We start from the raw sequence: 12,562 nt of genomic DNA, 5'->3' as shown, positions 1-12,562 counted from the left end.
AAGAAGTGAGGAACGCTGTAATAAAACACTTCGGCCTAAGTTGTAGTAAAGCTGAAGCAAACTCGCACCCATTTGAGGGTTGTATTTTAGAATTCTTTATAAAAAACTGATAAACTTTATGAAGGTGAACAAGGAGGGGTAAAGATTACTCGTGAATAGATAACGTATCCACCCACTAAAGCGGCTGGTAGTAGTTAGAGTAGGGAGCTTTTACTCGCTGTTCACATAAATTCATACATATAAGGGTAATGATATTTACAAACAATGTTTTATGGAGAGAGGGAAAGGTATGTTTCGTTTTGAACATGTGTACCAAGGGGTTCTTCAAGATATTAATTTTACAATGGAAAAACAGGATAAAGTCATCCTTTTCGGCCCCTCGGGCGCTGGGAAGAGCACATTATTGTTCTTATTGAACCGTTTGAATGACCCTGAGCAGGGGTCCATTTATTTTAAAGGGGAACCGATTGAACAACATTCCATCACTGATTTAAGAAAACAAGTAGGTCTTGTTCTTCAGGCACCGAATCTATTCCCGGGAACCGTATTGGATAACATTAAATATGGACCGTCTTTATTTAATGAATGGGACGACCAACAAGGGAAAAAACTATTGGAATACGTTCAACTCCCTTCCAATTATCTGGAAAGAGATGTAGACCAGCTTTCGGGCGGGGAAAAGCAACGGGTATCTCTGGCAAGGACATTAGCCAATTCACCTGAAGTTTTACTTCTTGATGAGCCTACCAGCGCTCTTGATTATCGCACAGCAGAAGAGATTGAAGAGGTACTGGAGTGTTTGATGGAAGAGCATCAGCTTACCATGCTTATGGTTACTCACAATTTAAATCAAGCACGGAGGCTTGGAAACCGAGGGTTGTTTATTAGTGATGGACAGATTGTAGAAGATGGAAAAATACCTAATATGTTTGATCATCCGAAAACAAAAGAGCTTGCGAAGTTTTTAGAGCAGTAGGGAGGAAGAAGGTTTGGAACCAGAAATATCGAATCAGTCGCTATACTTTTTAATTATTTTCGTTATCGTCCCTTTGGCGTTGTCTTATTACTACCAGCTTGGTGTAAGCAAAAACGTTATCTGGTCCACCGTTCGAGGAACGGTCCAGTTGTTTGCTATTGGTTACATATTAACATTCCTTTTTGACCTACCCGCTCTTTATGGGATTCCGTTTATGTTAACAGTTATGATCATCATTGCTACTTTTCACGCAAGACAAAAGGGGAAGGACTTGCCTTATGTCGGATTTATTCTTTTTGGAGGACTTTTGGCCATTGAGGTAGGTGTACTGAGTTTATGGCTCCTATTTGACATGATCCAGTTTAAACCTTCTGAAGTCATTCCTATGAGTGGGATGGTCATTGGCAACAGTATGACTGCTATGGGGCTTGCTCTTGAACGAATGAAAAATGAGTTTAAAGAAAACAATGGCCGCTTGCTCGCTTCCTTGTCTTTAGGAGCAGAGCCGAAGCAGGCCTCTCATTTGATCGTTCAGAATACATTACATGCTTCTTTGATACCTAATGTCGACCGTCTGAAGACGATTGGCCTTGTACAGTTGCCGGGAATGATGACTGGTTTGATTCTTGGTGGTGTTTCACCTGTCATGGCCATCAAGTATCAGTTAGTCATATCCCTCAGTATTTTCTCTTCTGTTTCATTAAGTGCCATGTTCATTACTTTATGTATGTACAGGTACTTTTTCAATAAAAATAAACAACTGTTGCAAACGGATGAAGAGATTAGAAGTTCACGCTCCTAATATGATCTTTCTAAAAAAAGCAAGCAGACCAAAAGGTCTGCATGCTTTTTATGGTTTAACCAAATAAGTTGTACCAGATCGTCATGACTGAGAACCATCCGAAAATCAATGCTGATGCACCTGCGAAAAGAACAGCAAAGAAGTTTTTTGTTTTAAGTTCACGGAAAATTGCCCAAACACATAAGATTGTTACGAGTAAAAGAAGAATAGCTGTTACCAAATTCAGCACCCCCTAAGTCTCTTTTCATTATTATCATCCATAAAGGATAGATGTTATACTATATGTAGTTATTATTGGTACTTATCTATTTTATAGTATAAACAAAAAATTGTCGAGTTATCTACATTATTTTTACACATTGTACGATAAAGCCGATAAACGTATAAAGAAACGAATAAATGAGGTGGAAAAAATGAAGAAAATAACCAGGTTGCCGCTTGGACCGATCGCTACAAATGCTTATATCATCCATGAAAACCATAAAGCGCTAGTCGTTGATCCGGGTGGGGATTTCGAAAAGTTGCAGAACTATTTACAGGAAAGGAAACTTGATGTAATAGCGGTCCTGTTAACACATGCTCACTTCGACCATATAGGAGCCGTTGATGCCGTAAGAGATGCTTATGAGGCTCCCGTCTACATACATGAAAAAGAAGCGGAATGGCTGGGGGATCCACAAAAGAATGGCTCGGCCTTATTCGGTTTAGGGCAAATTACAGCTCGACCAGCGGATTACTATTTTGAGCTAGGTGAAATGCAAATAGGGGACTTCCCATTTGAAGTCCGTCATACTCCGGGACATTCACCGGGAAGTGTTTCCTTTGTATTTAGAAATCAGCGTCTTACGATTGCTGGAGACACCTTGTTTCAGCGAGGTATTGGACGTACGGATTTACCGGGAGGAAGCCGTGAGGTTCTTGAGAAAAGTATAAGGGAACAGCTTTTCCCGTTACGGAATGATATGCGCATTTTTCCAGGCCACGGCCAGCCGACTACAATCGGTGAAGAGCGGGAAGAGAATCCATTCCTTAATTAATCCGTGTGATGAGCATTAAAAAAAGAACCTGTCATCCTTAAAAAGGATGACAGGTTCTTTTTTTAGTGTCCGCCAAATCCTGGTACTAAGATAAAGGAACAATAATACGTGAATCCAATCATAAAGACTGTCAAGTATGAGAAAAATATGTACACATACATACGTTCTGACAGCTTAAGGTAACCAATAGTAAGGAAAAAAGCCGTTTGAACTAGTGATAATAAGGAAGCTTCCATCATATCGCCTGTATAGAACATGACAGCGAAGATACCTGTCCAAAAGGCCAGTACTCGAAACATTCGATCCATGCTTTTTCCCCCTCCTTTTCTATCGTTAAACTATCATTCATATTATAAACGACCCGGATACAATTGTAAATAAAACGTATTCATCTTTCATTTCTCAGTATTTGTATTCCCAGTTGCGCTTATTCTTTAACCCGCCAAGTTGTGAAAAATATTTGTCTAAATGAAAAAAGGAGTTTAAAATATTGTACAAAGGTTATACAATCAATATACAATAAACTTACACAAAAAAAGCGAGGAGCGTTAAACATGGAAGAGTTAAAATTCTACACATACCCAAGTTGTACATCCTGTCGGCGCACGAAATCATGGTTAAAGAGTCAAGGGGTGGATTTTAACGAACAGCACCTGTTCCGTGAGACTCCTACCGCTGACGAATTAAGAAGGATCCTCTCACTGACCACTCATGGGATTGATGAAATTTTAGCGAAAAGAAGTAAAGAGTTTAAAACACTTGACCTAGACGTAGAGGACTTAACCTTGAATGAATTTCTGGACTTGGTTATTGAGAAGCCTAAGCTGTTGAGGCGTCCAATCTTGACCAATGGAAATAAATTAGTCATCGGATACGATTTGGATGGACTTCGTGGGATTACAGATAAAAGAATGGAATATAAACAAAATATCTCATAAAAGCATCGTCCCTCGAAGAGGGGCGATTTTTTATGGGATTTGAAAAGTTTTGAGCTGAAAGGAATTGCCATTTACTATTATATGCCACAGGCATACCCATTGAATTTCCTCACGTGAGCATTCCACTGCGCTCTCACCATCAGGAGTATGCAGGGTAGTAGAGTATTGCATTTGTTCTTTAGGGATCTTTTTTAATTCTGTATTCAATTTCAACCGTGAAGTGTCCAGAATGTGTTGTTTTATAACGGAAGCTTGATGACTTTTGACGAGGTGAAGGTGGTTTTTGTACTGGTTGATGGTTGTTAATGTGACTATGAGGAGTAAGAAACAAAGAATAAGCATCCACGGAAAGACAATTCCATGGTCATTGTGTAAGGTGGATTTTTCGCGTGTATAGCTGGTCATGAATGTTTACCTCCATTAGAATTGAAGGAGATTCATGAATAAAAGATATGGATTCTATATTTTGTATAAGGGTTTCGTGTCCAGAACCGTCGACCGTTCTCCTGAAAATTGTTCCATACTGTTCCATGACAATGTGCCGGTCCTGCTTATCAACGAATGAGATGAAATGATCAGAAACGTTAAAGGTACGGGATTGGTTGATTTCCCATTGTATGACTGCGTTCAGCTGATCCACCGATAAATCAGAGTAATAGTCATATCCTTTCAGTAAAGAAAATAAGGGGACGGAGATCGTTAACAGGATCATGGTCGCCATCAGACTGATTAAAACTTCTGATAAGGTAAATGCGGTTTCATTTGGACTATTCCCTTTTATCATGCAAACAGAACTCCTTGTTTTCATTTCTTTGGTTTTTCCATAATACGCAGCCTGCAATCCATTCACCCTTAGGTTGGATTATTATAGTCATTTCATAAGTTAATAAATGTTTTGATGTATAAGGAATTGGACCATGCTTCATCCTGTGTTCAAAGAATTCATTATGAAGCAGCGTGACGGCATTTCTTTCTACTTGAAGGTCTTTCTTTGCAGTCCTTATCTCGGTAAGCAAAGGAAGCGTAAATAATGTAATGATCATCAAAAGGGTAAAAGCACTTAAGGTCTCAACCATCGTGAAGCCTTCAGATTTCTTCAATTCGCAACCTGCTCGATCCAAATGGAAAAACTATCTTATAGGTTTTATTCGGGGCATAAAGGTACATTGTTCCTGCTTTTTGAATGATCCCCTTCTGATTGAATCGAACCGATGGCTGGAGAGTAGTCAAGCGCATCGCCCATTGCTCTGGTAAATTCCTAGTGAAAATTGGTTTTCGTTCTTTCGTGTCATATAAAACATAGCCTCCTGATTCTTGGTCGAAATTCAGTGTATAGTAAACATGATCATTCATAGAAAGGTGTTGGGTAAGGAGAAGGTCTTCCTTTAATTGTTGAAGGGTAAGGTCTGCTTTAAGTTTCTGGTAGGTGCGGTACTGCAATGGTATGAAACAGGAAAGGAGTATGGACCAACACAATAAAACGATGACCATTTCAGTGAAAGTGTAGCCGTTACGTTCCGGTTGGTGATGTTTTCTCACTGACATTTCCCTCTGAGCTTATTACCAATTCTGTACCGTCAGGACATGTACCTTGGGAGATATATTCTTCATCCACCAACGTTTGAATAGACGCTGGGAAAGTTTCGTGTTCAATAAAGTACGCCTGCACTTGAGCCTCTACAGTTTTTTGGAGTGCTTCACACCCTTTAGATTTTACAGAATCACTGTTCCTGGACATGTTAGGGATTGTGATGATCAACAATATAGAGATGACAAGTAGAACAATAAGCATCTCAATTAATGTGAATCCTCTTTCGTTTTTTACCATGAGAGTTCCTCCTCGTTTAAATTTGGTTCATCCATTGATACAGAGGGAGCATGATGGATGCGTAGATCAAAATGATGACAGTTGCGATTATGATGAAGAAAGCAGGCTGAATGACATGGAGCCACGTGGATATCTTTTGACTGAGGTACTCCATCAAGAATTCTGCAAGAAGTTCAAGTTCATCTTTTAAAGCTTCGACGTCGTTGGTGTGATGGAATATATTTGTTAGTTCCGGTCTGAATAACGGACAGCTGTAAATCGCCTGAGCAAAAGTTTTACCGTTGGACAGTTCTTTTAAGAGTTCATTACAGTAATGAGAGAGTAGTTCATAATTTTCATTCCCATAAATCATCTCAATAGCATCTTTTAATGGAAGACCTGCCTGAAGTAAAGAGTGGAGATGGGTCGTGAAAAGGAAGGAAACGGAGTAGGATTGATACAGCTTTAAAAGAGAGATTTTTTCATAAAATGACAGCTTTTTTTTAAAAGGCATCCGCGGTAAGATAATCATAATGGCCATAAAGAGAATGGCAGTCAGTAAAACAAGGATGCCCAGCCCATTCATCACATGCATGAGAATGACCATCATGTGGAAGGTTCCATCTTTCTTGCCTTCAAATAGATGTACAAAATTTGGGATCACGGTTTTTTGTAAGATTGTGCAAGCAACGATGAGGAAAATAAATAAGAAAACGGGGTATCGGATAACCTTCACAAATTTCTCTTTGTAATCTTTCTTCATTTGCAGCATGGCTCTACACTGATGAAAGCTTTTCGATAAGTTATGGTGGATCTGACTGAAATAGAGGAAATTGGTCACGGAAAGGGAGAAGCGTGCTTTCACAAAAGCTTCCTGGATAGGGTCTCCGGCGCTGAGGTGCTGTGTCAACGTGTCACAAGTGGATTTTAGTTTTGTGTCCCACCCAGTCATTTGCAGAGCATCGTGAAGCGGATAACCTTTGTCCAAAATATGACTGCATCTTTTAAAAAACAGAATTTGCTGACTGACAGGTAAAGGCGGGTCACGAAAACGGGTCCACTTCGTCTTTTGCAACAAAGCCAAGTGCATAGGCTTTCCTCCTTAAGTTTCTGAACGATTGAAAATTCTGCTGGTGATTGGTCTGTCCTATAATGGCTCTTTTTAATGAAGGACCTTCCAAAAGCTCGAGAATGGCTGCTCTCTTCGGTAAATGCTTGGCTCCCCTAAGAGAGATAAGCTGTTGAGATGCAATGGCAATCATGGTTTGGTCGATATCGGTTTGTTTGATACTCATCTCTTTAAGACGGTGAATGGTACCATGTGCATCCCGCGCATGAATCGTGCTGATAACGAGGTGGCCGCTTAAAGCGGCACGAAACGCAAATTGAGCGGTTGATTTGTCTCGGATTTCCCCGACCATTAAGAGGTCAGGGTCATGTCTTAAGGCCGCTTTTAACCCCGTATCATAGGTCACACCTGCACGCTCATTCACTTGTACTTGAATAATGTTGTTTAAATTTTTCTCGATGGGGTCTTCAAGAGTAATAGCCTGAAATGAATTTGAGGAGGTGAGGGATTGGAGCAAGGCATACAAGGTAGTGGTTTTTCCACTTCCCGTCGGTCCTGTGAAGAGGATCATGCCACTTCGGTAATTCAACCAACGCTGGATTTTTTTAAGTTGGTAAGGAAAAAGAAAAAGCTGTTCAAGTGGAGTATGGTCCATCGGTCTTAGAATGCGAATGGCCAAACTTTCGGTTCCGGTTATGGGGAGGGTAGACAGGCGCAGGTCGAATGTGTTCTGATTGGAGCGGTGTTGGAGTGTACCGTTTTGAGGTCGTTTGTGTTCTCCAATATCCATCCCTGAAGTGAATTTGAAGTAGGAAAGAAGCTTCTTGTATATGGGAATTGGTGTCGTGGAGTGGAAAATACGGTTTCCATGGATACGGAAATGAATGGAGGCTGTTTCTTCATAAGGGGAAAAGTGGATGTCCGTAGCAGTTTGCTGGATTGCGGAAACGATAAGGTCATGGGCATATTGAGCGATGGATTTCAAACATTTATCACCTCTTTCGTATTATTTTGGCCTTTTATTGTATTCGACATAAAGGGACTAATTCCTGCAATAACTTTTTAAAAGGAGGAAAATGATAGTGATTTTTTTAATTGGCTTCATGGGAAGTGGCAAGTCTACAATAGCAAAAATGGTAAGTGAAAAAACAAGTTATTCTTACATAGAAATGGATGAGGCTATTGAAGAAGCAGAAGGAATGAAGATTCGTGATATGTTCACGCTAAAAGGAGAGCAGTACTTTCGGGATAAGGAAACAGAATTCTTGAAGAACTTAAGAGAAGAAGTTGTCTTGTCTACAGGAGGGGGAGTCATCCTCCGGGAAGAGAATCGTGAACTCATGCAAGAAGGGACCGTTGTTTACTTAAAAGCAGAATGGGAGACGATTGTGGAAAGATTGGCTGGTGACACCGACCGGCCCTTGTGGAAAGGTGATGTCTCAGAAAAGAAAAAACGGTTTGATGAACGTCTGAGTTTATATGAACAGACGGCAGATATAGTCATACATGTGGACCAGAAGACTCCGGAAAAGATCACTGAAGAAGTGGTGTCACGTCTAAAGTAGCAGGGTTTGGAGCATACTAAAGGCAACAATGGAAAAAGAGGGGTTCTCATGAATCAGAATGATTATGTAAAGTTTTTGACAGAAGAAGTTGTCAAGTATATGCACATGTCTAAGGATGAGAAGCAGCAACGAAAAGAATCCAAGCCCTCCAAAAAATCCTCCTTTTACTGGTTCGGATTGCTTCCTTTCGCTTTGAAAATGTTTAAAAGAAAACGAATCAACAATCATTGAAAGAGTAAGAAAAGCCGCTGAGGTTCTCAGCGGCTTTTTCGTTTTCACAAACTGTGGAATGATGATCTCTGGAACCACTCAAGCAATCTGTTACGCCCGCATGTTTCCATTCTAAATTCAGACAGCTGTTTTTTTCTTATGGATATTTATCTCATGGATTGTCTGAAACTTCATTTTGCATCCAGGTCTTGCTGGTTTCCTGTGAAATATAAAATAGTCCTCCATTGATGACTTCCATTTCTATATAAGGTTTGTAACGATTATCAAGCTGCTCACGCTCTTTCGTGAAAGAATCCAAACCGATGTCTTCAGATTCATAAAAGGATTCCAGCAATTGGGTTTCTTTTTCAAGATGGTGCAGAGAATCTTTTGCCCATTGATGATCGAGCGAACCTACATACGTTTCAATATGTCGTTCCATGCGTTTATATGCATGTGATAAGGAAATGACAGGCCTCATCGGAAATGTATAGTCCGAAACGGTGGTTTCAAAATTCATATCCATCATTTTGTCCATCATTCCAAGCATCATCGTCCCGTGGATTAAATTGATTCCTATAGAAACAGATTCATCCCTGGTATGTTTTCCGCGGAAGTGCAGAAGCCCATTAACGACCAGCCAGGGACTCATGGCCCGGTTTTGTCCCGTGGTTTGATGGACTACTTCATAAAGCCTGGCTGTCCGTGCTTTAGAAATTGCTGTATTGTACAAGCGGTGAAGTTTAGGTGTTCCTGCATGAAGATAAATGCCGCCTGCCTGTTTCTGATCCGTATCACTGAAGGTCAGCTTCATTGGGACGCCTTCTCGATTCATTTTCTTCATGTAATGCCAGTAAAAAGGCCGATTCATGATCTCCTCATCCATCTCGTTGGTAAGCTGTACAGTGAATTGGGAAGGAGAATCGCTGATGATGGTACAACCGTGAGATGAAAAGAACTGTTTGACGAACGATTTGTGTGGGTTTGGGGCATTCAACTCGATTCCCTCCTTTCATTCACCGTATGCTCGACATAACTGACTAAATTGTTAAGTTTGATGTCAACTTCTCCTTGACTTTCCGATTGTTTAAGGATGGATTGAATTTGATGCTCGAACGAGCCACCTGGAATTTGCTCAAGAATATGATCCAGGTCACCGACCGCATTTTTGAACATTTCGATCTTCTCATACAGCATCTTCATAATGTGGTCTTCAATCGTATCTTTGATTGCAAAGTTAAAAATTTTAACATCGTGCTCCTGTCCGAAGCGGTGAATCCTTCCAATTCTTTGTTCAAGGCGCATGGGGTTCCATGGAAGATCGTAGTTGATCATGTGGTGACAGAATTGGAGGTTGATCCCCTCTCCACCGGCTTCTGTTGCGACCATCACCTGGGCTTTGTTCTTGAACAATTGTTTCATCCAATCCCGCTTGCTCTTATTGAATTTTCCGCTGAATGGTACGGAAGTAATTCCGTTCTGTTGGAGATACCACTGCAAATAAAATTGGGTGGCGCGGTATTCTGTAAATACTATGAATTTCTCGCCTGTTTTTTCAATCAGTTCAGTCATACGTTTGGCTTTCACATGATGAGGGACCTGTCCGATCGCTTCAATGTATTCATCATAGAGGTCAGCTTTTTCTTCCGGTGCATTTTTCTTCAATTGGTTCAGGGACATGTAACAAGCTTCTCTGGATGAACATAGTTCTTTTGCAAGTGTCAGCCACGTAAAGGACGGGTGACTTGCTTTTAGATGTTCTAGTTTTCTGTACATGTCCATTTCTTCATCTGAAAACGAGAGTCTTTCGTTGACGACTTTACGCTTGGAGGAATCGAGTCCGGTGTCTTTTCTCCGGTTCCGTATCATTAAATGCCCGACAAGAGAATGGATGTGTTGGATATTATCCTTATCGTCAGCATTTTCTTTATATTTCTTCTTGAAATCGGTCAAGTTTCCGAGGTAACCAGGTTTTAGAATAGATACTAAATTAAACAAATCACTCAATTTGTTTTGAATGGGTGTAGCAGTCAATAGAAGACAATAAGTTTTTTTCAAGGATTGTACGAATTGGTAATTTTTCGTTTGATGGTTCTTGAGCTTATGAGCTTCGTCAATAATGATAAGATCGTAATCGATATCGAGAATGACTTCTCTGTGATTTTCCCGTTTGGCCATATCGATGGAAGTCACTGTTACGTCCCATTCTTTCCATGAAGCCTGTTTCTTACGGGGAGAAGCAGCCTGAATGTAAAACTTTTCATTTAGTTCTTGAATCCATTGGTTTACAAGGGAAGCGGGTGTTAAAATGAGAATTTTTTTAGCTCTTCCCCTGATCATATATTCTTTTAGAATCAGCCCTGCCTCTAAAGTCTTTCCGAGCCCTACTTCATCAGCTAGAATGGCGCGGCCATTCATCTGATGGACGGCTGTTTCTGCTGCTTCAATCTGGTGTTCCATAAAATCTACATGGGGGAGATGTTCAAGAGCAAGGAGGCCGTCGAATTTTGGTACGGTTTTAAATTGCGCAGCCTGATACGCTAGCTTAAATCCATCCCAGGTTGTGAGTTTGTCGGGATGTTCCAGGTTCTCGCTCAATAATCCAATAAATGACTGGTCTGGATGAATTTCGATCATATTTGTAGCCCTCCATAAATAGGGATGATAAAAGATTGCGAATTATTGTAGAATTACCATGTCTTTTGTGAAAGACGCGTGATATAATGATGCTGAAAATATACAAAATAATGTTTGAACTTTACACAATAGTATGCCCGGTAAAATCTAGAAAAATACGAAAGCGAATGACTGTAGAGGGAGAGACCACGTACGTGGCGCCGAAGGAGCAAGCAATCATTTGTGAATCTCTCAGGCAAAAAGACCTCTATAGGACGCAACTCTGGAGAGTGTTTGCATTTTGTGTGCAAACCACCCAAGAAGCAAGCGTCAGGTTTTCCTGATGTGAATCTTTCTGGTGAAACGGACAGAGACTCCCGTACAAGCGGTGAAGTCTCTTTTTTTATGGGCGAAATCAGTGATGAGGAGTGGTTCCAATGGCAGATTTGAAACGAACACCGTTATACTCTGAATATAAAAAACTCGGAGCGAAAACCATCGATTTTGGCGGCTGGGATTTACCTGTGCAGTTCTCCAGTATCAAAGAGGAGCACCATGCTACACGAACAGCCGCAGGGTTGTTTGATGTCTCTCACATGGCAGAAGTGATGGTGGAAGGGCCGGATAGTCTTCCCTTTCTGCAAAAAATGCTGACGAACGACGTATCCAAGCTGGAACCAGGGAAAGCTCAATACACAATTATGTGCTATGAAGACGGGGGGACGGTGGATGATTTGATCGTTTATCACCTTGATCAAGACAAATATCTCCTCGTTGTGAATGCAGCAAACCGGCAAAAGGACTATGAATGGTTGAAAGAACATCAGGGAGGCGACGTAACCGTGGAAGACGTCTCTGATGAATACGTACAACTGGCGGTTCAGGGACCAAAAGCGGAAGAAGCACTTCAGACCATCACGGACACGGATCTTTCCGACATCAAGTTTTTCCGCTTCAAGCAAGGTGTGACCTTGAAGGGTGTAGATGGAGATGCTCTTGTATCCCGCACAGGTTACACCGGGGAAGACGGCTTTGAAATTTACCTGCACGCAGATTCAGGAGCCCAGTTGTGGCAGGCCATCCTTGAGGCGGGTGAACCGTTTGGGTTGAAGCCGGTTGGACTCGGGGCTCGTGACACGCTTCGTTTTGAAGCAAACCTCGCCTTGTATGGCCAGGAGCTTAGTAAAGAAATCACTCCGATTGAAGCCGGATTGAACTTTGCAGTGAAAGTGAATAAAGAGTCAGACTTTATTGGGAAGGATGTCTTAAAACGACAAAAAGAAGAGGGCCCTGGTCGAAAGCTTGTCGGAATAGAGATGATCGATAAAGGGATTCCTCGTACCCATTACGATGTCCTGGACGGCGAAGAAGTCATTGGCTTTGTTACTACAGGAACTCAGTCCCCAACCCTTGGGAAAAACGTCGGTCTGGCACTGATTAATAGCGAATACACAGCTGAGGGCACTGAAGTGACGGTTCAAGTCCGGAAAAGGAAACTGAAAGCGAAAGTCGTCAAAACACCTTTGTATAAAAGATAAATTG

General features: G+C 41.2%; 17 protein-coding genes and 2 riboswitches. Of the genes, 7 read left to right on the top strand and 10 right to left on the bottom strand.

The genetic code is table 11. From position 1 onward, the window contains the following. Positions 1-289: 289 nt before the first annotated feature. Positions 290-976 (top strand): ABC transporter ATP-binding protein, encoded by a 687-nt coding sequence (locus tag VKA52_RS05040; protein WP_326314428.1) that lies wholly within the window; start codon positions 290-292, stop codon positions 974-976. Positions 977-989: 13 nt separating this feature from the next. Further along, the gene (locus tag VKA52_RS05035; protein ID WP_160914990.1) at positions 990-1,778 is read left to right on the top strand and encodes an ABC transporter permease; all 789 of its coding nucleotides are present in this window, start codon (positions 990-992) and stop codon (positions 1,776-1,778) included. 55 nt (positions 1,779-1,833) lie between these two features. Here VKA52_RS05035 and VKA52_RS05030 read toward each other — a convergent pair whose 3' ends face one another. Continuing rightward, positions 1,834-2,007, bottom strand: a complete 174-nt coding sequence (locus tag VKA52_RS05030; RefSeq protein ID WP_307725367.1) for a DUF2759 domain-containing protein — start codon at positions 2,005-2,007, stop codon at positions 1,834-1,836. Positions 2,008-2,191: 184 nt separating this feature from the next. Here VKA52_RS05030 and VKA52_RS05025 point away from each other — a divergent pair, with 184 nt between their 5' ends. Next, positions 2,192-2,815 (top strand): MBL fold metallo-hydrolase, encoded by a 624-nt coding sequence (locus VKA52_RS05025; RefSeq protein ID WP_326314427.1) that lies wholly within the window; start codon positions 2,192-2,194, stop codon positions 2,813-2,815. Between the two features lie 62 nt (positions 2,816-2,877). Here VKA52_RS05025 and VKA52_RS05020 read toward each other — a convergent pair whose 3' ends face one another. Then, entirely contained in the window at positions 2,878-3,123 is a 246-nt protein-coding gene (locus VKA52_RS05020) for a DUF2626 domain-containing protein (RefSeq protein ID WP_146812856.1), read from the bottom strand. A gap of 246 nt (positions 3,124-3,369) precedes the next feature. Here VKA52_RS05020 and VKA52_RS05015 point away from each other — a divergent pair, with 246 nt between their 5' ends. Beyond that, positions 3,370-3,753, top strand: a complete 384-nt coding sequence (locus VKA52_RS05015; RefSeq protein ID WP_160914986.1) for a Spx/MgsR family RNA polymerase-binding regulatory protein — start codon at positions 3,370-3,372, stop codon at positions 3,751-3,753. A gap of 364 nt (positions 3,754-4,117) precedes the next feature. On the opposite strand, the gene VKA52_RS05010 is transcribed toward VKA52_RS05015, so the two are convergent. From VKA52_RS05010 to comGA, 6 genes are read right to left on the bottom strand one after another with little or no spacing between them, the layout of a single operon-like run. Further along, complete coding sequence (locus VKA52_RS05010) at positions 4,118-4,537, bottom strand: ComGF family competence protein (RefSeq protein ID WP_326314425.1); 420 nt, start codon at positions 4,535-4,537, stop codon at positions 4,118-4,120. Then, positions 4,521-4,853: a type II secretion system protein gene (locus VKA52_RS05005; protein ID WP_326314424.1), complete on the bottom strand. Its 333-nt coding sequence runs from the start codon at positions 4,851-4,853 to the stop codon at positions 4,521-4,523. The genes VKA52_RS05010 and VKA52_RS05005 overlap by 17 nt, the downstream gene beginning before the upstream one ends. After that, on the bottom strand, positions 4,840-5,292 hold the full coding sequence (gene comGD / locus VKA52_RS05000; protein WP_326314423.1) for a competence type IV pilus minor pilin ComGD: 453 nt from the start codon (positions 5,290-5,292) through the stop codon (positions 4,840-4,842). The genes VKA52_RS05005 and comGD overlap by 14 nt, the downstream gene beginning before the upstream one ends. Further along, positions 5,264-5,581 carry a competence type IV pilus major pilin ComGC gene (comGC, locus tag VKA52_RS04995; protein WP_326314421.1) on the bottom strand — a complete coding sequence of 106 codons (318 nt, stop codon included), beginning with the start codon at positions 5,579-5,581 and terminating at the stop codon, positions 5,264-5,266. Before comGC ends, comGD begins: the two co-directional genes overlap by 29 nt. Before the next feature lie 16 nt (positions 5,582-5,597). Next, complete coding sequence (locus VKA52_RS04990; protein WP_326314420.1) at positions 5,598-6,650, bottom strand: type II secretion system F family protein; 1,053 nt, start codon at positions 6,648-6,650, stop codon at positions 5,598-5,600. Next, on the bottom strand, positions 6,604-7,614 hold the full coding sequence (gene comGA / locus VKA52_RS04985) for a competence type IV pilus ATPase ComGA (RefSeq protein WP_326314419.1): 1,011 nt from the start codon (positions 7,612-7,614) through the stop codon (positions 6,604-6,606). Before comGA ends, VKA52_RS04990 begins: the two co-directional genes overlap by 47 nt. A 91-nt stretch (positions 7,615-7,705) precedes the next feature. On the opposite strand from comGA, the gene VKA52_RS04980 reads away from it, so the two are divergent. Both VKA52_RS04980 and VKA52_RS04975 read left to right on the top strand, forming a co-directional pair. Then, positions 7,706-8,194, top strand: coding sequence for a shikimate kinase (locus VKA52_RS04980; RefSeq protein WP_326314418.1), 489 nt, complete (start codon positions 7,706-7,708; stop codon positions 8,192-8,194). A 48-nt stretch (positions 8,195-8,242) separates the two neighbouring features. After that, positions 8,243-8,425, top strand: coding sequence for a YqzE family protein (locus VKA52_RS04975; RefSeq protein WP_089651741.1), 183 nt, complete (start codon positions 8,243-8,245; stop codon positions 8,423-8,425). Between the two features lie 151 nt (positions 8,426-8,576). Here VKA52_RS04975 and VKA52_RS04970 read toward each other — a convergent pair whose 3' ends face one another. Both VKA52_RS04970 and VKA52_RS04965 read right to left on the bottom strand, forming a co-directional pair. Beyond that, positions 8,577-9,401, bottom strand: a complete 825-nt coding sequence (locus VKA52_RS04970) for a YqhG family protein (protein ID WP_326314417.1) — start codon at positions 9,399-9,401, stop codon at positions 8,577-8,579. Then, positions 9,398-11,041: a DEAD/DEAH box helicase gene (locus VKA52_RS04965; RefSeq protein ID WP_326314416.1), complete on the bottom strand. Its 1,644-nt coding sequence runs from the start codon at positions 11,039-11,041 to the stop codon at positions 9,398-9,400. Before VKA52_RS04965 ends, VKA52_RS04970 begins: the two co-directional genes overlap by 4 nt. A gap of 167 nt (positions 11,042-11,208) precedes the next feature. Further along, positions 11,209-11,298: riboswitch (glycine riboswitch) on the top strand. Positions 11,299-11,301: 3 nt separating this feature from the next. Next, positions 11,302-11,393: riboswitch (glycine riboswitch) on the top strand. A gap of 64 nt (positions 11,394-11,457) precedes the next feature. Here VKA52_RS04965 and gcvT point away from each other — a divergent pair. Further along, entirely contained in the window at positions 11,458-12,558 is a 1,101-nt protein-coding gene (gene gcvT, locus VKA52_RS04960) for a glycine cleavage system aminomethyltransferase GcvT (RefSeq protein WP_326314415.1), read from the top strand. Positions 12,559-12,562 lie beyond the last annotated feature (4 nt).

Origin of the sequence: Halobacillus sp. HZG1 (assembly GCF_035818575.1) — a bacterium.
In the GTDB taxonomy this organism is placed as follows: Bacteria; Bacillota; Bacilli; order Bacillales; family Halobacillaceae; genus Halobacillus; species Halobacillus litoralis.
This window is presented reverse-complemented; position numbering and strand designations above follow the sequence as displayed.